Raw genomic sequence first — 20,617 nt, forward strand, 5'->3', positions numbered from 1 at the left:
CTCCGTCATTGAATGACGCCGACATCGACGCCCGCGGGCACCGCTTGCGGCAAGTACGCATGGCCGGCGAATGCGCGCAGATGGCCGCCGGAGTAGACCACCAGATCGCTGTTGGACACCGCCAGCGGCGTGCCGCGACGCGTTGCGGTCGCGGCGACGTAGGTGTCGAACGACGTGCCGAGCATCGACTTCAGATCCGGCAGCGTGGGGCCTTGCCACGCGACGCCGAACACGACGCCGTTGGAGGCCACGTATTCGCGAACCTGGGTGCCGGACGGCATCGTGATCAGGTGTACCGAATACGCGCTTTGCGTAGTGGCCGACCGGGCGACGGCATGCAGACGCATCTGATCGTTGTCGATCGTGCTGACGTTCTGGCCTAGCGTGGCGTGTGCGGCGAACGACAGCGCGCAGCTTGCCCCGAGCATTGCGCGAGCAATGCGGGTAGAGAGCATCGGTTTCAAGAGAATGTCCTTCGAGGTGAAACGCTCATGACGACCTTGGCCGGGTCAGTCAGGAACGGGAATCCAGGGGCGCACTCCTGATCGGCGGTGCCGGTTTTGCATTCACACCGGTTGGCTTGCGTGAATGCGTCAACGGAGTGGCGGCGCGAAACTTTAGCGAGCGCGGCATGACGTTGCAATCGTTTGCGAAGCGATTTAAACCGGCGCGCGGCGCGCTGCCGTTCAGGCCTGTTTGATCGTCGGGAAGGGTGTCCCCCACGGACGGTGCTTACGCGTAAGTTTTCACGTCATAACGCGTTTAAAGCGAACACGCGCATGAAATAACGGGGACGTAGCAAAAAAACATCCATGCGCGTTGCATCGCCTGCGCGATGTAAGCGCATGCTGAATAAACCGCCCCGAAAAACCGTTTTCCTCTGACGATAAGCGCCGCTTCAAACGCTTTCGTGTGACGAGATCGAACCGCGACGAAGGGAGTTGCCGAGGCGAAAAAAAACCGCAAATGACACGGAGGTCATTTGCGGTATCGGCCGGGATTCGAAATCCCGGCGCCGGTTATTTCTTCTGCTGCTGAAGGAGCGACTTCAGCTCCTGCACATTTTCTTCGACGCGTTTTGCGATCACCGCATACGACTCGGCTTGCGTCTGATACGCGGCTTGCGCGAGTTGCTGCATGTCGGCGAGCGACTTGTGCAGACTTTGCTGGATCAGCTCGGCGGCCTTCGACGAAGGCGCGGCGCCGCCGCTCGACAACTGCCCCGTCAGCGACTGCATTTCGCTCAACGTGGTGCGCAACATATCCGCCTGTTTCTGCGCGAGCGACTGCATGCCCTGGAAGGCCGTCTGATTTGCCTGAACGAGCGCTTCCATGTCCTTGCGTCGCGCTTCCATGATGGCGGGTACGTCGAAGCCGGGGAGCTTGAACTGCTCCAGCATTTTGGTGAAATCGCCAAACGGATTGGCGGCGTCAGGTCGGTCCATGCGAAATCCTCCTTAACGGTTGAGTACGCGCCGGCGGTGCGTCGCCGTGTTATGTGCCATGACGCATGCACCAGCGGCGTGGCGTGCGCCGCGCGTCCCGCAAAGGCTTACTGCTTCTGGGGTCGGACGGCACATCGGGTCAATCATGCGCCATCCGGCCATATTGCGCCAGCAGGCCGAGCCCTGGAGTGCGTGCCGGCGCTTCAGGGCGCCGACCGTTCCCCTCGTTTCGCAGGCAAGGTTCAGTAAGTTACAGCGCGGCTTCAGTAACCCTACGAAACGGCGTGTCGACTATCGTTGCTCATGGGTCGGCGCACGGTTGCGTCGACCCTCATTCAATGGGAGCGATACCATGAAAAAAAGCCTTATCGGCGCGGCGCTGGCCGCCATCCTGAGCCTGACCGCGACGGCCGCATTCACGCAGGAAGCGCCGCCTGCATCGATGCACGACCACGACCATGGCGGCGGCCCGCAACGCGGCGACGGACCGCCGCCGCATGGTCCGATGGGACCGCGCGGCGCGGGCTTCGCGGTGATCAACGATCTGGAACAACTGCGCCGTCTCTATGCGATGAACGGTCACGAAGGTGAGATCGTCGCGGTGTATCACGACGTGTTGAGCAAGACGCAGGACCCGATGCTGCGTCACTACGTGTACGACTCGCTGGCGCGCGAGCAGTTGAAGCCCGCCAATCCGGATCAGGCCATTGCTACCTTGCGCACCAGTCTGTCGGAAGATCTTGCCGCCGCGAGCAAGGCGCCGGCCGGTCCGGAAAGATGACAATGCAACGACTTTTCCGTGACCTCGAACTGGAAGCGTTACCGCCAACGCACAACGCGAAGCTGTTCGACCGGATGCGTTAGCTGCCCCACATTGCCGCTTCACTGCCTACTTTTCATCTTCCGTCAGGTGATTAGGATGGAGGCTCCGAAACGCTAGAGCCTGGTGAAGAATGCGCTACCCGCTCAACATGGCCGTTGCCGCCGCCCTACTCGTCTTCGTTCTTTGCTGCATCGTCAGGCTCGCGTTGAACTGACGTCCGAATCACGCGGAACTCCCTACGTTTCGCGCCATGACATGGCGCGAAATAATTGTCGAATGGAGTTGCAACAGCGCCTCGCCCATACTTCGTTTCGCTGCCGGTGCGTAAGAAACGAACGCATGAGATCAAGGTGCTTAACGTGCGAGTGCGTCTCGCCGGTGATCAACGATCCTACGGTTGCCCGATCGCCGAACGAGACGCCCGAACATAGCGGCACCCGCGTGCCGACGACAGGACGACCATGTTGCTTTCACTGAATTTCCTCAAGAACCAGACCACCCGTCTGGCCTGCATCGCGATGGTGTGCGGCAGCGCGCTGCTGAGCGGTTGCGCCAGCGGCCACATCGACAATGCAAGCGCGGCCACCGCGCAACCGCAAGTGCGGCCGGACAACATTTATGTCTACACGTTCGACACCGATTCCGATCAGGTGAAACTCGACGGCGGCATGCTGCAGAAATTGAAGACGCAGATGGACGGATCATCGGCGGCGGAAAAACAGGCTGCCGATGCGCTCGCCGTCCGTGAACAGGTGGCCGACGAAATCGTGCATCAACTGCAATCGATGGGCTTGCGTGCGATCCGCTCGGACATTCCCGCGCCCGCCGATCAGAACGTGCTGCTCGTGCAAGGCAGCTTCGATACGATCGACTCGGGCAATCGCCGTCGCCGCATTCTGATCGGCCTCGGCGCGGGCAAAAGCCAGGTGAGCAGTTCGGTGCAGATTCTGTATAAACCGGCGGGCGGCGAAGCCCGTCTCGTGCAAAGCTTCAGCGCTTCGGGCGACAGCGGCAAAGCGCCCGGCATGGTAGCAACTGGTGGTGTAGGCGCGGCGGCCGGCAGCATCGCGACGTCGGCGGCGGTGGGCGGCGGCTTGCACGCGGTGTCGGAAACGAAGAAGACCGGTGTGTCGGCGGATGCGAAACGCCTCGGCGACGCGGTCGCGAAACAGATCGCGCAGATCGGGGTGAGCGGCGGCTGGTTGTCGACGCAACAGGCGAAGGGCTAAGCGGTCTGGAAGGTGGCGAAGCGCGGCGCAGGGAGCGGAACAACGCTCACTGCGCCGCGCTTTTTTATACCTTCACCGACTTCGTGTAGCGCAGCCAGACCGCATCGTGCTGCGTTTTCTCGACTGATGTCAGTGTCAGATACGCGGGCGCTTGCCACTTGTCCATGGCCACTTCGAATGACGACGGATGCTCGCTGCGGCCATCCACCAACGGCAGGATCAGCACGCTCACTTCGTCCACGAGGCCCGCGTTCACGAACGCGCCGCTCACATGCGAGCCGCCCTCCACGATCAGCTTCTTCACGCCGAGTTCGTGCGCGAGCGTCTGCACCACTTTGCCGAGATCGAGCTCATGCTCGCCGCCGAATACGTACGACACACCGATCGATTGCAGGTACGCGAGATAGTCGTCGCTCGCCTGGCTGGTCAACACTTCGACCACGTGCGATTTCAACGCCGTATTGCTCTTCCAGGCCACACGTCCTTGCGGGTCGATGGAGATCGCGTACTGAGCGGCATTGCGCTCGACGATATGATCCGTGCGCGGCACCGTGCCTTTCGCAAGACCCTTCGGATAATCGTCGCCGTGCGAAATTTCTTGCATGGTCACGCGGCCGCAGATCCAGCCGTCGGCTTCGAAGGTGGCCGCCGTGTCTTCGTACAGATCCGACGCGAAGTCGAGATGCCAGCCGTCGGTGAGACTGCGGCCATCGAGCGAGGACATCATGTGAGCGACGATATAAGGTTTCATGCGCAAAGCCTCCGTGTAAGGTCGATTCAATCGATAGACCTTTAGCAAGGGGCGTTCCGCGATGGCGTGTTTTTGCTGACTTAGCTGGAGTGCTGCGGATGCGTTTTCGCTTTCGTTTTCGCTTCGCGGTGCACGCCGTCCCAGCGTTTCGCGAGTTGCAGCAGTGCGGGCAGCAAGACGGCCCAGCCGAGCGCGAGTGCGATCCATGCTGCGAGCGGCCGATTGAAATGCACCGCGCCCAACGCGGCGCCGGCACGAAACGACAGCGGTCCGGCGAGCGCGCCGAGCACAGCGGCCAGCACCGGCCGCGCGCGCAACCACGCGAACACCACATTGAACTGAATCGCGAACAGCGCCCACAGCGCGCTCATCCAGTACGGCGCGCAACCGGTTATCACCGTGCCGCTCGGATAGACCAGCAGGCCTGCGTAGACCAGCACGCTCTCCCAGATCATGCCGACGCACACTGTTGCCGCGAGCAAGCGGGCTTCGCGCCGGGGCTCGAATACACGCGTCAGATGCCAGACGACAGCGCACGCCGCGAAGAACATGCCGAGCCAGCCAGCGCCACGCGCGGCGCTCAGCACGCAGACGAACCAGCCGGCCTGGCAGACTACGAAGTAGAGTCCGGCTGCCGTGCCGCTGCTGCCGCGCGCGAGGAGGCTGGCGAGGGATGTTTTCATCGATTGCATGCGATGGGTCCGTTGAGGGTGATGGTCTCGCCGTGCCGGCGCTGCGAGAGGGCACGCGTGGATGCCGTTGTGCGGCTCTCTTGTGATTACGCGTGAAACGCCACGATGGATGCGCGGCGCTGGGACATCGACTCAGGACGTGGGATGACTGGTGCAAGCTCTGTCAGACGAGGATTGCCACCTCCACCATTGCCGTAGTGAATCTGTCGCAGACCAAGTCTCCCCTCCAAATGCATCAGCAGACCGCCGCACAGTCCGAGCTAGCTGCGCACATCCGGCAACAATCGGCCATTTTCGGCCGTTCGACGCAGACCTTGAAATCCGCGACAATCACGGCGACGTTCCCGCTCCGCATCTTGGCGCTCGCCTGTCGCGGCACGCCGGATAGAAATGACTGCGACGAATGCCTAGCGAATGCAGGTTCATCGCTGATCGACTCGCGTCGGGACTTCGCAACCTTTTTCGAATAGAACGCCCTATGATTATCCGGCCTGCAGATGCGCGGACCTTGATTCGCTTCTCAGACTTCGCAACCACTACATTTCTAACTCGTACGCGACCTTTGACGAGGAGCTGATGCCGAAGGAAGCGGTGAGCGCGTGGATGGGCTCGTTTAACCGCTCAGGCCCGCACAGGCTATTCGTAGCTACCGAATCGGGGCGATTGCTTGGATTCGCAGGAAGCCAGCAATATCGTAATCACCCAGCCTTCAAAAAAACGATCGAAACGAGCATCTATGTTGACCCCAAAGCGGTAGGTCGTGGCGTGGGGTCGGTGTTGTATGAAAGTCTTTTTGAAGAAATCTCGGCAGAGGACCTGCATTGCGCCGTCGTTGGCATCGCCCTACCAAACGAAGCCTCAGTGCGGCTTCATCGGAAAGCAGGGTTCACCGAAGTTGGGACGTTTGCTGAGTACGCTTTCAAGAACGGACGCTACGTGAGTTCGGTCTGGATGCAGCGCGCGCTCTGAAGAGTTCTCACGGCCGCTCAACGTGGTACGCATCGCCGATATGTCCGAGCAAGCAGACCGGCATAGCTATCTCAGCGTCCGCTATCGAGAAAGCTGGAGGTCCGTTGAGGGCCGGTGACTGTCCGCCGCGTCGGGCAAGAGTCGGCCATGAGCGGCCAATCGACTATCACGCCTAGATCGCCGACAATGCTGCGCAGAGGGGCAACCGGAACGTCACTTTCGGCAGTCGAGTAGGCCGACCCACTCCGGCTCGCCGTGACTAGCTAGACATACAGAAAGCATCACGCACTTGAGTGTCGGGGGAGCAATTGAGTAGAGCACCAGTAATTCGCCAAAGCCGTAAGAACCCTATTCAGAAGCTATACGCGTATGCGTCTGACGGAAACAACGGACCCAAACGAGCCTATGCAGCATTGTCATCACTACCTTTCGAGGCGATGTGCAGTGCGGCGCGTGATTTGCGCCGAACACTGCCCGTAAACAACCCCGTATTCGGCAAGATTCACGCAGAAGATTATGCCGATCTGTGCGATTGGTCGAACATCTATTATTCCGAAAGCCCTCGCGAGGATATCTATTTAGCAGCGGCAGAAGTTCGTGCGTTTTCTGATATATTAAATGAATTTATTCCGCTTGAAGAGGAGTTTGACGGGCTAGTCTTGAGTGGCGAATTTGATGCCGCACTCTCTTTGTTAAAAAGGATTGAGTTGCGGTTTGGGTTTTCGTTATGGTCGCTCTCCAATCGATTTTCTTTACTCGAACTCGTATCAGGCGTGGATGCACAAAAGGCATTCGCCAGTGAAATAAGAAAGCGCGAGGATGTAGCGAGCGCATTGCGCACATTTGCATATTTTTTCAGTCTCAAAGCCGAACGCGCTGTCTCCCCGGCCCGCTACCATGCTGCAGTCAGCAAGTCCTTTACCGCGGAGGGGCAGGACAGCTACTCAAGCGTATCATATTTTAATTTTCACACTGGATTCTACTTGGGTAGTGAGATAACCAATCTCGTCGCCGTATTGGTTTACGAGAGAGGATCTCCACTAATCGATAGATATCTGACCTTCGTTCGCGCAGCACAGCTCGCGGCCGCAAGCTCAACCCATCAAAAGCTAACCCCTCACTTCGAACAAGCCACAAGAGCGCTCTGCGAGAGAATCCGAGACGATCGCTTAGAAGCTTTATTAATGAAGCTGAATCGGGCAAAGAGTTTAGGGAAAAATTTTTTAGGAGAAAAGAGCGAATCAATTCGGCGCTATTTGTCCATAATGGATGATTACACCAAAGGTCATTATGAGTCTGTCCGAAATAGGATCGATGCACTACCCTATTGCGAGAAGACGTCATTTACGGAGCTATATTGCAGGTGCGCGGCGCGATTCGGCGGATCCACCGATGCGACACGTGGCTTTAGTTTAATTCGACAACATCTAATCGAGCTGTTGATCAAAGGCCCGCGGACCTACCGCGCATTTGATCAGCTAATTAAATCGGTACATATGTTCGGATACAGTAGATGGGCGATTGAAATATTTGCACTCGCCTGCCATGAAACTACAGCGACCGGCAGAAAATATCGCGAAGGAACATTCGACCTCGGGCTTCTTAATGGCCCGGCCGCTAGCCCGCGTCTTCATCTTGCCCTCTTTGGAGCACGAGCATCGGATCGTCTCGTTGCAAGATGTTTGACATATAAATTCCTAGCTTTTAAACCCAATGGCCATCCCTCCCTTACGGCCGATGAGGAAATTTTGATTCCTCGTGTGCGCGCTATTCGCTACCAAGCCAGTGCGATAAAGCAGAGCGGTGATCTCGATGGAGCGATTCGAGAGCTTAATGCTTTGACGCACTCTGCCGAAAAGATAGATCTGATCGATGCTCTCTCAATCACCACTTCGCTTTTGACGTTTAATCTAGAGAAAGGGGATGTGACGGAGGCGGCACGTGTTGCGGCGGAAGCTCTTTGCACCCGGCCTCAACTATCGGCTCGGATCCAGCTTGGAGAGGTGATCTATCTACACAATGAGTTATTATCTGAAGGAAGTCTGGTTGGCTGCGATATTTATACGACGACATGTTTCGGGTTATTTAACGAATATTACAGCACCGCTGCAGAAAGTGATATTCCGATTCGGTGCGAACAATTCTTGATGAGCATGGGTGTAGATCGTCCAAGTGCCATGCGATCGCGGTTGCCGGGTGTGTCTCCGGAAGTCATCGCCTTTTTCCTATACGCGATGTGTAAGCCAGAGATAATTGATTCGCACGTTGCATATGAAACACCATCTGAAGTTCTCGATGAACGAGTGGCAATTTTGCAGTGGTTGATTGAGCTAGATGAAGCGCGACGATCCGTTTACGCCGATGAAATCGCTCAAATAACACAAAAGCAGCTTATCCGGAAAGGGGTGCAGGCGATCGAAAAAAGCCGGATTCAAGTCGACGTAGAAGGTATTCGTAATTCTGTCGACAAGGATTTTAGCGAGCTTTACACACGCTTTATGACATTGCCCAAAGACATAACACCTTATTCCGACGTCGTTATCCGGTTAGCCAGGGATCTCGAGCATGGGGGCGTCGTTCTTGTCTTGCCGCGCAATGAGAGATACAGTGCGTTACTTCAACTTGTGCATCTAGTGCGCGAGCGCTTCGTCTCAAGCAATGAGCACGGCCTAGATGTTTACCTGAGTGTCGGGATTCGCCACGGTACGCTTTCCGGACAATTACGTAGTGTGCTGGAGAAGTGGCACTTAACATCGCAAAAGGGGAAATCCGGTGACTATGATTCCAACGAATATTGGACGAAGTCCTTCGCCGACGACAGGGTAAATTCGAACGATATAGAACGCATGGATGAAGCTCTTCGGACGTTGTCCAAATCAGGTGATGACCTGATTGCAAAGTTGCGCGACAAATGGGTGCAGATTCGTACCGAAGATAAAAATCACGAGGGCTTCTTTAATTTTACTGTTACAAATCAAGAGGTTCTCGACATAGGGCGCGCCATTGATGCGTCGAAGAGTTCTGGGAACGCGCTTGACGTACTGTTCGAGTTTTTGTGGAAGAAAACCGATTCGAGTCTATCTAATCTTCGGAGCATTCTTAAATCTGAGTTTAAATATGAATTTTCAAGCGTAATTGACACATGCCTGAACGAGATTGGATCTGTTCATGAAGCGCCGAGCTCGCAGCGTCTTAGAACTGCGCTATTGCGCGCTCGCACCGACGTACAAAGTGAAATCGATGACATTGCGGAGTGGTTCACACGAAATTCAGAAGTCGATGTTTCTGATTATCAGTTTGATTTCGCAGTCGACGTCGCTCAAGAGATGGTCCGTCGCTGCTATCCGCAGCACACATTGCAACTGTCGCGTACCTCTGAGACGCCAATGACACTCCCCGGTTCCACACTCAAGGGTGTCGTGGAAATTTTCTTCATAGCTCTTGATAACATGCTAAAGCACTGTGGAAAATCGGAGGGAGAAGTGTTCGCAAAAATCGGTCGACGGCAGACGAAAAATTCAATGGATATCGAATTGAGCAGCACTGTAACAGACCCAGTAAATGTCATCGAAGAAAATCAAAAATTGCAACATCGCCTTCAATTAGTGTTAGCAGACGAAACCACCGATACGGTCCGCAGAGAGGGTGGGTCAGGATTCTTTAAGATCGCAAAAATAGTTAGAATTGATTTTGGTAGCACTTTGAGATTGTGGTTTGGATACAATGATCCAGCGGAATTCTCTTTAAAAATCGGCGTCACAGGTGGGAGCCCATTCGATGAACATTTTAGTGGTTGAGGATGACGATAATAAGCGGCATCAATTGGTAACGTTTCTGATCGAAACCTACCGCGACTCAAAATGTGTCGAGGCAAAATCGTATCAGAGCGGACTCAAAGCGATTATTCAGCAGCGTTACGATGTTGTATTTTTAGATATGACGATGCCTACATTCGATCGCGCTCCCGCAGATGGCGGCGGCAGAATTCGCCCGTTTGCAGGCAGAGACATATTCGCGCAAATCGCAAGCCGTCGAATTTCGCAGCGTATTATTGTGTTCACAATGTTTGAAGTGCTCGGAGAGCGTGAAAATCAAGTGACTGCACTTGAACTTGACAGACAATTGCGAAGCACTTACGACAAAAACTACATTGGCCTAGTCTACTATAATGCGGCATCGAGCGAGTGGAAGGGGCGGGTAAAAGAACTGATTAGTGGAATGAGGGGAATAGAATGAAACTAAATGTCCTACTGGTTGAAGACGACGACGATAAAGCTAAGGCCGTCGAAAGCATAGTAATGAGTGCAGGTCATACGGTTAATCGAGCTGAGGATCTTGTTTCCGCGAAGCGTCTACTTGTTCAAACCCATTTCGACGCTGCTATCTTGGACATCCAGATACCTATCAGAAAGGGTGAAGAGCCCGATGCCGCGGGTGGTGGAAGACTCATTCGCGAAATCGAATTGAATGGCCTGTTGCATCGCCCTCGATACATTGTTGGGTTGTCTCAATATCTGGACGCTGATGAAAAATGCGGGCAAGCGTTATCTGAGAACGCCTTTGGTTTCATCCACTATGACGGAGCGTCAAATGTTTGGAAGGAACGGCTGCGTCGATTCCTCGAACACGTAGCTTCTGCAACCACGGTACAGCACGTGACAGGTCAGGAAAGAATTGACCTGGCTGTTGTATGCGCCCTTTACGAGCCCGAGTTGGAAGCGATTTTGGATCTTCCTTGGAACTTGAGCGAGATAGACTCGACGGACGATTGCATCGTTTTTTTTCGCGGAGTGGTGCATGCGAAAAGCGGTCAAAGATCTGTGGTGGCCGCAGCCTGCATGGAGCCGGGAATGTCAGCGGCAGCTGCACTAACTGCCGCGACAGTCGCCCGGTTTAAACCACGTTACGTCGCAATGACCGGAATTACGGGGGGTATTCGGGGTAGCTGTAATCTTGGTGATGTGGTTGCCGCCGAGTCGGTCTGGGACTATACGAACGGAAAGCATGCAGTGGTCGATGGCAAACCAGCCTTTCGTCCGGCACCGCGAGTGATCGACACAGATCCAATTTTAATATCTCAATTAGGAAGACTCTCTCGCACTACCGGCCTCGCGGAAAGTATCAAAGCTGGTTTTCGAGGCACTCAACCTGAGCATCCGTTAGCTCTAAAAGTGGGGCCCATGTTCACCGGCACTGCTGTAGTCGCTGATAAGGACGTTTCCCAGTCGTTAGAAGCGATCAATCGAAAGGTGGTAGCCGTTGAAATGGAGGGCTATGGTGTAGCCTGCGCTGCCAAGTACATCGGCCAGAATCGGCCAGATGTTTTCATCTTAAAAGCTGTATCGGACTTTGCAGATGAGCACAAAGACGATGATTGGCACAATTACGCCTCATACACGTCAGCCAGGATGTTGCACGAATGGGCGGTGAGATTTTTGTGATCTGAGTTACACCGATATCGTTTGGACATACCGCTAACGCGTTATCGGCACAGCTGGGGTCAACTGTTGCGACGGTCACCATGTTCAGGCCTGTTGAGATACGTTGGCGGCCCTGTATTCTTATACGAACATCACTTCGTTGAAATCGCACCGGAGGCTACAGTTAGTCGAAGCCCCCGCTCGGCGAGCGCGAACGTCGGTTTAGAGAAATCCTGAACGTCTGTTACGGGTCGTGAGTTGCCGCTCGCGGCCTTGTGAGGTTTAGGCGATGTGTCCCGATGGCATGAGGCCCTTTGCGGCGATGAGTCGTCGTTCGCAGTCTTGAGCCGAACGGCCGCTGTCCATTGATTAAGTGGTGTTTGCTGGTGATGCACGATCTAACCCACGACTATCCGCGTGAACAAGGTCAAGGCAAGCGTCGGTAGCATCACCACTGCGCCGACCTTCAGAAACGTCATAAAACCCACGTCTTCTCCCTCGCGGCGAATTGCGTTCAGCCAAAGGATTGTCGCGAGCGAACCGGTGATCGACAGATTTGGACCCAGGTCGACACCGATAAGCAGTGCGTCAGTGACGAGCCTCGAACCATGAGCCTGCATGACAGTTGAGCTTGCGATCAAACCTGCTGGCAAGTTGTTCATCAGGTTGCTCGCGATAGCAATGATGCCTCCCGCGGACGCCGCAGTCGCCAGTTCGCTATGTAGCGCCGCGTGTTGCAGCAATGCTGCCAGCGCGGCAATTACGCCGGTGTGATCCAGCATCTCGACCAGCACGAACAAAGCTGCCACTAGCGGCAACACGCTCCACGATATTTCGAAGATCATCGGCAGCGGGGACTTGCGTTCCCGAATCAGCACGATCATGGCGGTCAGTGCGCCGAGCGTCGCGGTCGGCCACCCGAGCGGAATATCGAACGCGGAAACGGTCAGTAAAACCGCAGCGGTTACCGCAATACCAGCAAGCGCAACGCGCCCGCTCGCTGACAACTTCGACGATTCCAGATCAGCCTCACATTGGCCTGAAAGCGCTTCTCGTTGAGTCCAGCGTAACAGCGCATAGGTGAGGCCGATCGACAGCAGCGAAGGCACGGCGAAGCGCGTCAACCAGGCACCCAGGGCCGGCGTGTGATTGCCGTACAGCACGAGATTGGCCGGGTTCGAGATTGGCAACACAAAACTGGCCGCATTCGCGACGAACGCACAGATGAACAGCAACGGCAGCGGAGGCGTCCTGGCCTTCTTTGCGGCGGCAAACACGGCGGGTGTCAACACCACGGCGGTGGCATCGTTGGAGAGGAACGCGGTGATCACCACGCCGACCAGGTACACCAGCAGGAAGAGCCTGCGAGGCGAGCCTTTGGCATGATTGACCGCTAACACTGCGACCCAGTCGAACAGGCCCTCGCGGCGCGCAACTTCCGAGAGCAGCATCATGCCGATCAGGAAGAGGTAGACGTCGCTCCCCCTGTTGACCGCCCGAATCGCGAGATCCACGGGTAACAGGTGGAGAGACACCAACAGCCCGGCACCGGCGACCGCCCATACGGCCTCCGGCCATTTGAAGGGGCGTACGATCACGCCGGTGGTGGCCGCCGCCGCAATACCCCACGAAAGAAAGAGTGAATTCACCGATAAGATTTCCGTAGATCAATAAGCGCCGTCGTTAGGAGGCAGACGGCGTCGAGTCCATTCCATGGCCATCCAGGCCCCCACGCGTGCTGCATGCGCGTCGGAGCCCTGCGCCGCAACAAAGCCACAGCGCCAGCGAGGCAGTCGAAATCGCACCGAGCGCGATGAAGGCCGCGGGATAACCAAAGTGATGAGCAAGCAGACCGCCGAGCATCGGACTCAACGCGGCGCCCGCTGCCTGCACCGTCATCACGACGCCTTGTCCGGCGTTGACGCGGCCGGTGCCGCTCAGCAGGCGCACGACCAACGCCGGCACCGCGACGCTTTGCAGGCCGGCGCCTATACCGTCGAGCGCCTGCACAGGCCACACCCCCCACGCGTGGATTACCGAGGCGGCGATCAGTCCGCGCACCGGCAGCGCCAGGAACGTGAGCAGAATGACCCACCAGTAGCCATGCCACCGGATCAGCCGGCTAGCGAGCATCGCCGCAATCAACATCACCGCCTGGGCGATCACGACGGTCTCAGCGGTGAACGCGCTCGGGTCGGCCTGGTGCGCTGCGACGATCGCGAGGCCATAGAGCGGCAGCATCGCGGCGTTGCCCAGGTGAAACATCGCGAGCGCCGCCGCGAGTACTAGCAGTGGACGGCACTGCACCAGAATCCGGAAGCCGCTGACTTCGCCATCGGTCGAAGCGCCGTGCGATTCGTGCGATTCGTGCGGCGCCAGGCCTCTGGCCACCTGATGGTCGATGCTGTCGCTGCGAATCATCATGACCGCCGCGATCGACAGCAGGCCGAACACCGCGCTCAACGCGAACACCGCGCCGAAACCGTAGCGCCACCCCAACCAGCCTGATAGCGCCGCGGCCACGACATTGCCCGCATGATTCGCCACCTGGTTACGCCCGAACTGCCGGTCGAAGCCGCTTTGCCGCGCGACGCCCAGCGTGATGCCGGCCATCGCCGGCCCGATAGCGGCGCCCGTGATCGCGGTGGCGACCTGTGAGGCCGCGACCATCCAGTAGCCGTGAGAGACCAGCAACAATCCTGACGCCAGCACAGTCATCACGCCCGCGACCACGATCAAGGCACGCTTGTGACGGGTGCCATCGACCAGCGCGCCGGCCGGCGATGTCGCCAGCATTCCTGCGACGCCGCCGATACTCATCACCGTGCCGATCGTGTCCGTGCCCCATCCGCGCGCTTGCAAAAACACACCGAGAAACGGACCGATGCCGGCCTGAACGTCGGCCATGAAGAAGTTCAGTGCTTCGAGTGCGCGACGGGTTTTCACGGTGCCTCACGATCACGACGGTTGAGCCAGGAGCAGGAGCCTTATGCAACCCCTATGCCATCCGCGCGTGCCGCATCGGACGGAGCCGGCACGCACCCGCGCATTCGCAGGTGTCGGTTTGCTGGACACTCGCTGTCCAGCAAACCGACAGCAGTCAATGACGCCAGGTGCACGAGCATCCGCGATCGCGACACCTGCAGGGATCGCCCATTACCTGGCCCGTGGCGGGCCGGGTTTTTGCTATGCTTAAAGCCCCCTCGTTCCTTGCACATCCATGCCCGCAACCCGATTGCGCCTCTCGTTCGCTAACCAGCTCGTGGTTTTCTGGCTATTGGTAGCGGTCATGTGTGCACTCCTGATCGGGCTCGTCTGGTTTATGGCCCAAGGCAATCTGGAGCGGCAAATCAGCGTCGCACGTGAACAGACGCTGACCGGTTGCAAGGCGGTCGCGTCGCGCTACGACCTCTCGGTCGAACGGATCGCCGATGCGCAGAGCGCGCCGAACACGGATCTGATGCACGCGATTCTCGACGTCGTGCTCGCACAGATGCCGGGCGTCGAAGGCGGTTTCTGGCGTTCGACGGACAGCACGCGTGGCGTTTTCGACGCGTACGCGTTTCCGACCTACGAGGGCAGTGGCATCAAGCGGGATATTCCCGAGGCCGAGACGCCGTTGATTCTGCGCACCCTTCGCGCGGCGGCCGGCGGTCACGCGGCGTCTGACTTTGTCGAAGGACAGCAGGACGCCGTGATCGTCTCGGCCTGTCCGGTGCCCAGGCGTGCCGGGTTGCTTGCCTGGACGCTTACGCGCGTGCGGCCAGCGCTCGGTCAATACGGCAAGACACTCGTCACCGGGCTTGCGGTGCTGCTCGCCGTGATCGTCGCGATCGCGATTGCTTTGGGAACACGGCTGCGCCGCTGGCGCGCCAATCTTGCCTGGGTCGAGAAAAGCCTGAGCAAATCAACGGACCCGAATGCGCCTTTCACGCCGATCGAGCCCACCGGCGAGCCTGACCTTGACAAGATCGTCGTCGCATTCAACACGTACGGTGCACGCACCACGGCACTGCAGCAGCAAGCGGGCGAACTCGATAAAAAGCTCGCGGGCGCCGAGCGGTTTGCCGCACTCGGCCGGCTGGCAGCGCAAATCGCTCACGAAATCCGCAATCCGATCGGCGCGATGCGGCTCAAAGCGGAAAACGCGCTGGCCGGCGACGCACAGCGCAAGCACCGCGCGCTGGCGTCGATCCTCGAACAGATTCAGAGGGTGGAGGTGCAGTTGTCCGGTTTGCTTGCACTCACGCAGCCCATCCGTATTGACAGGCAACCGGTCGCCCTGCATGAATGGCTGATGGCGCGCGTCGAATTGCATCTCGACGCGGCATCGCGGGCCGGCGTCATGCTCGGCCTTGCGCAGGACGCCGACATGCCCGACGAGGCGTGTTTCGATGCCGCCCAGCTGGCCCGAGCTATCGACAATCTGATACTCAACGCGCTGCGGCATACACCCACCGGTGGCCACGTCACGTTGCGTGCGACGCAGCGTGCGGCTACCTTAAGCATCGAAGTTGCCGACGATGGGCCGGGCGTGCCGCCCGCCGAGCGCGAGCGCATTTTCGAGCCATTCGTAACCAGCGACGCCGCCGGCTCGGGGCTCGGTCTCGCCGTCGTGCGCGAGATCGCGGTGGCGCATGGCGGTCACGCCTTCTATGCCGGGCGCGAGCACGGCGCCTGTTTCGTGATCGAGATGCCATGCCACACATCCTGATCGTCGACGACGACGACGCCTTCCGCGAAAGCCTGGCTGAAACGCTCGGCGATCTCGGCCACGACACGACGCAGGCGGGTTGTGGTCACGACGCGCTCAGCCTGCTCGAGAGCGGCACGCGGATCGATTGCATGTTTCTCGACTTCAGGATGCCGGACCTGAGCGGCATCGAGGTGCTCGAACGGGTGCGCGCGATGCCCGCGCGTGCGGCGCTGCCCGTGGTCGTGCTGACCGCATTCGCCACCAGCGACAACACCATCCACGCCATGCGCCTGGGCGCCTTCGAGCATCTGACGAAGCCGGTCGGGCGCGATACGATCGCGACGCTGCTCGCGAAGATCGTCGCGTCGAACGGTGACCTGTCGGGCGCGGCACCCGCAGCGTCTGGTGAAGAGCCCGGCGACGCGAACACGCCGCGGCTGCTCGGCAACAGCGAAGCCTTACGCGATGCGCAGAAGCAGATCGGTCGCGCAGCGGCCACCGATTCGACCGTGTTGATCACCGGCGAAACCGGCACCGGCAAGGAAGTCGCCGCCCGCGTACTGCACGACGCCTCGCGACGCAGGCACGGACCCTTCGTCGCAATCAACTGCGCCGCGATCCCAGCCGAACTGCTGGAAAGCGAACTATTCGGCCACGTGAAAGGCGCGTACACCGGCGCGGCGACGCAGAGGACCGGACGGATCGCCGAGGCGGACGGCGGCACGCTATTTCTCGACGAGATCGGCGATCTGCCGCTGCCCATGCAGGCCAAATTGCTACGCGTGATTCAGGAACGCACGCTCACGCCGGTCGGCAGCAATGCGAACGTACCGATCGACGTGCGGATCGTGGCCGCGACGCACCGCGACCTCGTGGCGGAGGTCACCGCTCGCACGTTCCGGGAAGACCTGTTCTATCGCCTCAACGTGATTCCGATTCATTTGCCGCCACTGCGCGAGCGACCCGCCGACATACTGCCGCTCGCCACCCATTTTCTCGCGACTGCGGCGAGCCTCGGCGGCCCGGCGCGAAGCTTGAGCGGTGACGCGGAGCGCCGTCTTCTCGTCCACGCATGGCCGGGCAACGTGCGCGAGTTGAAGAACGCGATTGAACGCGTCGCGGCGCTCGCACGCGGCCCGCTCGTCACGGACGACGATCTTGCCTTTCTGAGCGCGCCGCGCGCGTCGGCCAGCGAGATTCCCTCCGCGCTGCTCGATCTGCCTTTGCCGCAGGCCATGGAATGGCTGGAGCGTGCAGCGATAGAGCGCGCATTGCAGCAGACGGCCGGCAATCGCGCGGAAGCTGCGCGCCGGCTCGGCATCAGTCGCCAGTCGCTTTATACGAAAATGGCGGCGTATAAGCTCGATTAGCTTTGCTCAGATGGTCCGCGTGGATGTCCAGCTATCGGACACCCCATGTCCAGCAGACGGACATCCTCCCGCGGCGCAGCGGGCGAAAGGCCTGCTGTAGCAGGCATCGCACAATGGCATAGGGCTTGCAAAGACTCCCGTACGACATTCCAGTCGAAGGAGTCCGATGATGAACCGGTTCAATCTGATTGCGCAGGCGACGCTTGCGCTCGCCGTGATGGCGACTGCGGCTTGCGCCGCGCAAACAGCGCCGTTACCGCAAAACAGCGCAATAACGCCGCCGATGGCGCCAATGCCGCCTGGCGCCGGCGGGTCTATTCCAGACCTGTCGAACGGTGCGCCGCCGATGCCTGCTCCGCCAGGTGCCGGCGCGCCGACGCCACCGCCGCAAGCGCGTGATAACGGACCGCTCGACGGCGCGCCCGCCAACGCGAGCGGCGTCGTCCGGCGTTTTCTGATCAATCCCGATGGCGAGGTCGACGGCATGCTGCTCGCCGACAATACCCTGGTGCGTTTCCCGCCGCACGTGGGTAGCCAGGTGGCCAGCACGATGTCGCCGGGGGACACCGTCAACGTGAGCGGCTTCGCGCAACAGCCGGACGGCACATTGCGCGCGAGCCTGATCTCCGATACGAAAAGCGGTCGCAGTGTTGCCGATCAGCCGCCGCCGGCCAATGCGCAGCGTCTGCCAGGTTCGCTGGCCGGTATCGGGCTGGTCAAGCTCAGCGCAGTGGGGCGCGTGCTGCGCGTGACGACGGCTCCTCGTGGCGAATCCGACGGCGTGCTGCTTGCCGACGGCACGGTGATCAAACTGACTCCGCCCGCTGCCCTGCAGTTTGCCAATCTGCTGCGTCCAGGAACGACCATCGCCGCACAAGGCTACGGCACCCGCAACCGGTATGGCGAGGCGCTGCAGGCCACCGCATTCGGTACACCGGGCAACCTGACCACCCTTTACGGCAACTTGCCCCAGTAACTCATTCAAAGGAGTGCACCCCATGCATTGGATCGATCCCGCTTGCCTGCCCGAAACCCTCGGCAAGGTCTCGCAATTCCTGCTCAATCCGCACGGCGAACTCGACGGCCTCATCCTCGAACGCAGCGGCCGCCCGCCGCAGCAAGTGCATTTTCCGCCGCATCTGTCGAAACGTGTCGCGAGACATGTCGCGATCGGCGACAGCGTGCGGGTCCGCGGCGTCAAACCTCGCTCAGCCGACCTCGTCGTGGCGATTTCACTGACCATGAAGAACGCGGTCGAGATCGTCGACGACGGTCCGCCGCATCATCATGACGCGAAGGAACATACGCCTCAGATGAAGACGCGACCGGCAGACGTGCAAGGCGAAGTCGTATTGCCGCTGTTCGGTCCGAAGGGAGAATTACGCGGCGCGTTGCTGGATGACGGCACGTCGCTCCGGATGCCGCCGCATGCCGCCGCTGAACTTGCGGCCTATCTCGCGCCGGGGGTTCATGTGCAGGCGTGGGGTGACGGCATCAAAAATCGGCTCGGTCGCACGGTGAACGTTCATGAAATCGCTGAACTCGTCGACGACGTGTCCGGACCGGGCATTGAGAAATGACAGTTCGCCGGTCGTAAAAGACCGGCTCGCCCGTTATCGGTCGGGCAAAGCCCTACATTTATTTCCGGCGATGCCGTTATCGGAGCTAGTGGCAATTTTCCAGCTTCGACCGGCTCGCCGCAATCGCCTGATCATCGTGGATGCCTTCGTCGAAAGGCTCCGATGATCGTCGGCGTCCTGGGCACTTTGATGGCACTGGCGGTCACAGCGATCAGCCTCGCCACGCTTCAGGCCGCGAGGAACGAGGCACTGGAACATGCACACGACACGTCTGGAAACGTTACCTCCGTTCTCGTCAGCAACATCGAGCGGACCTTTGAAACGTTCAACAATGCCCTTCTGACATTAATTGCAGCCTGGCAGAATCCTGCTGTGCAAAGCATGAACTCCGCAGTACGACATAAAATTTTCTTTAACAGCACCCCAGCCGAGTACTTGACGGGTGCTGGCGTTACAGACAGCAAAGGACGGCTAATCGACGGCTGCTGCGGTACGTCCCATCGATGGAATTTTAGCGACCGGGACTATTTTGTGGTTCAGCGCGAGTCGGCACACGCGGGGCTCTATCTGTCATCGCCTTACCGTGCACGGTCGAGAAGCGGAGTCGAAGCCATTGCGTTGTCCAGACGGATCAACCAGCCGGACGGCTCATTCGGCGGTGTTGTCATGGTCGCGATCGATCTTGCCTATTTCCGCCAGCTCCTTTCAACGCTTGATGTAGGCCCTCACGGTATCACTGCGGTTGTCCGTACCGATGGCACGGTAATCGCAAGAAATCCCCCGCTCAGCACGGCTCAGACCATCACATCGGCGACTTTTTTCTCGCGTATGGCGAACCATGATTCCGGTTTCTATGCCGCGCGATCCTCTCTCGACGGAACAGTTCGTTTATATACATTTCAGCGCATTCCCGGCACGCCCCTTATTGCCGTTGTCGCACCTGCGGAAACAGATATATTGGCCGGTTCCAGACGCATGACCTGGATGGTCGGCGTATCCACGGCAAGCATAGGCATTGCGTTCTGCGTCGTGGTATGGCTGCTTGCGTTCGCGCTTGGGGAGCATGTGAAAACACAGGTCCTGCTGACTGAGCTTACCCAGACAGACCCGCTGACGGGTATCAACAATCGCCGTGCCCTGGATGAGTTTCTCGAAAACGAGTGGGAAAGGCTTCGTCGCAACGATAGCTGTCTGTCGGTGCTTTTCATCGATGCCGATCATTTCAAGCAATACAACGATAGTTACGGCCACGCACAAGGCGACCTCGCATTAAAGCATCTCGCTGCGTGTATGAGACAGCATGCGATTCGCCGTGGTGACCTTACCGCGCGGTACGGCGGCGAAGAATTCGTCGTCGTGTTGCCCGACACCGATGAACCTGGAGCGGCGCAGGTCGCTGAAGCGATACGCCATGAGGTCGAAAACGGGTCGATCGATAATTCCGGAACGCTAGCGCGGTTTACGGTGAGCATTGGCTGCGCTACTGGCCGTCGCGCGCATCCTCGATCGCTTGCGGAGTTGACGAATAACGCGGATTCCGCGCTGTATGCGGCCAAACGCGGCGGCAGAAACGCCGTTGTCTCTGCAGGGGATCAACTGCAAAACAGATAGCAGCACCGCCTCAGCGCGATCGCTGGCAGCA

16 protein-coding genes and 1 pseudogene are annotated in these 20,617 nt (G+C 58.7%); 11 read left to right on the forward strand and 6 right to left on the reverse strand.

The genetic code is table 11. The features are described from left to right. Positions 1-5: 5 nt before the first annotated feature. Together FA94_RS32270 and FA94_RS32275 are read right to left on the reverse strand one after the other, a co-directional pair. Positions 6-455, reverse strand: coding sequence for a DUF2844 domain-containing protein (locus FA94_RS32270; protein WP_081936388.1), 450 nt, complete (start codon positions 453-455; stop codon positions 6-8). Positions 456-1,019: 564 nt separating this feature from the next. After that, the gene (locus FA94_RS32275) at positions 1,020-1,445 is read right to left on the reverse strand and encodes a phasin family protein (protein ID WP_035559298.1); all 426 of its coding nucleotides are present in this window, start codon (positions 1,443-1,445) and stop codon (positions 1,020-1,022) included. Between the two features lie 352 nt (positions 1,446-1,797). Here FA94_RS32275 and FA94_RS32280 point away from each other — a divergent pair, with 352 nt between their 5' ends. Together FA94_RS32280 and FA94_RS32285 are read left to right on the forward strand one after the other, a co-directional pair. After that, the gene (locus FA94_RS32280; protein ID WP_035559302.1) at positions 1,798-2,226 is read left to right on the forward strand and encodes a hypothetical protein; all 429 of its coding nucleotides are present in this window, start codon (positions 1,798-1,800) and stop codon (positions 2,224-2,226) included. A gap of 503 nt (positions 2,227-2,729) precedes the next feature. Then, positions 2,730-3,497 (forward strand): DUF4410 domain-containing protein, encoded by a 768-nt coding sequence (locus FA94_RS32285; protein ID WP_035559305.1) that lies wholly within the window; start codon positions 2,730-2,732, stop codon positions 3,495-3,497. A 64-nt stretch (positions 3,498-3,561) separates the two neighbouring features. On the opposite strand, the gene FA94_RS32290 is transcribed toward FA94_RS32285, so the two are convergent. Both FA94_RS32290 and FA94_RS32295 read right to left on the reverse strand, forming a co-directional pair. Beyond that, entirely contained in the window at positions 3,562-4,248 is a 687-nt protein-coding gene (locus FA94_RS32290) for a dihydrofolate reductase family protein (RefSeq protein ID WP_035559308.1), read from the reverse strand. A gap of 80 nt (positions 4,249-4,328) precedes the next feature. Beyond that, positions 4,329-4,940: a DUF2878 domain-containing protein gene (locus FA94_RS32295; protein WP_231585080.1), complete on the reverse strand. Its 612-nt coding sequence runs from the start codon at positions 4,938-4,940 to the stop codon at positions 4,329-4,331. A gap of 504 nt (positions 4,941-5,444) precedes the next feature. Here FA94_RS32295 and FA94_RS32305 point away from each other — a divergent pair. From FA94_RS32305 to FA94_RS32320, 4 genes and pseudogenes are all read left to right on the forward strand, one after another. After that, positions 5,445-5,909 (forward strand): annotated as a pseudogene (locus tag FA94_RS32305) (GNAT family N-acetyltransferase); the annotation flags it as partial. A 413-nt stretch (positions 5,910-6,322) separates the two neighbouring features. Further along, positions 6,323-9,706, forward strand: a complete 3,384-nt coding sequence (locus tag FA94_RS38920) for a hypothetical protein (protein WP_156126751.1) — start codon at positions 6,323-6,325, stop codon at positions 9,704-9,706. Next, on the forward strand, positions 9,687-10,145 hold the full coding sequence (locus FA94_RS32315; protein WP_081936270.1) for a response regulator: 459 nt from the start codon (positions 9,687-9,689) through the stop codon (positions 10,143-10,145). Before FA94_RS38920 ends, FA94_RS32315 begins: the two co-directional genes overlap by 20 nt. Next, entirely contained in the window at positions 10,142-11,350 is a 1,209-nt protein-coding gene (locus tag FA94_RS32320) for a phosphorylase family protein (RefSeq protein ID WP_035559321.1), read from the forward strand. The genes FA94_RS32315 and FA94_RS32320 overlap by 4 nt, the downstream gene beginning before the upstream one ends. A gap of 377 nt (positions 11,351-11,727) precedes the next feature. Here the strand turns inward: FA94_RS32320 and FA94_RS32325 are convergent, their stop codons facing one another. Together FA94_RS32325 and FA94_RS32330 are read right to left on the reverse strand one after the other, a co-directional pair. Next, positions 11,728-12,978 carry an arsenic transporter gene (locus FA94_RS32325; protein ID WP_035559324.1) on the reverse strand — a complete coding sequence of 417 codons (1,251 nt, stop codon included), beginning with the start codon at positions 12,976-12,978 and terminating at the stop codon, positions 11,728-11,730. Positions 12,979-13,012: 34 nt separating this feature from the next. Then, a complete protein-coding gene (locus FA94_RS32330; RefSeq protein ID WP_035559327.1) occupies positions 13,013-14,275 on the reverse strand; it encodes an MFS transporter in 1,263 nt (420 codons plus the stop codon). Between the two features lie 343 nt (positions 14,276-14,618). Here FA94_RS32330 and FA94_RS32335 point away from each other — a divergent pair, with 343 nt between their 5' ends. The 5 genes from FA94_RS32335 to FA94_RS32355 all read left to right on the forward strand — a co-directional run bounded on the left by FA94_RS32335 (position 14,619) and on the right by FA94_RS32355 (position 20,586). Further along, positions 14,619-16,043, forward strand: coding sequence for a sensor histidine kinase (locus FA94_RS32335; protein WP_408303813.1), 1,425 nt, complete (start codon positions 14,619-14,621; stop codon positions 16,041-16,043). Then, entirely contained in the window at positions 16,028-17,395 is a 1,368-nt protein-coding gene (locus FA94_RS32340; protein WP_035559332.1) for a sigma-54-dependent transcriptional regulator, read from the forward strand. Before FA94_RS32335 ends, FA94_RS32340 begins: the two co-directional genes overlap by 16 nt. Positions 17,396-17,561: 166 nt before the next feature. Then, a complete protein-coding gene (locus FA94_RS32345) occupies positions 17,562-18,371 on the forward strand; it encodes a hypothetical protein (protein WP_035559336.1) in 810 nt (269 codons plus the stop codon). A gap of 22 nt (positions 18,372-18,393) precedes the next feature. Continuing rightward, a complete protein-coding gene (locus FA94_RS32350) occupies positions 18,394-18,975 on the forward strand; it encodes a hypothetical protein (protein ID WP_035559338.1) in 582 nt (193 codons plus the stop codon). A gap of 162 nt (positions 18,976-19,137) precedes the next feature. After that, on the forward strand, positions 19,138-20,586 hold the full coding sequence (locus FA94_RS32355; protein WP_051980999.1) for a sensor domain-containing diguanylate cyclase: 1,449 nt from the start codon (positions 19,138-19,140) through the stop codon (positions 20,584-20,586). Positions 20,587-20,617 lie beyond the last annotated feature (31 nt).

It is taken from the genome of Burkholderia sp. 9120 (assembly GCF_000745015.1).
Taxonomy (GTDB): Bacteria; Pseudomonadota; Gammaproteobacteria; order Burkholderiales; family Burkholderiaceae; genus Paraburkholderia.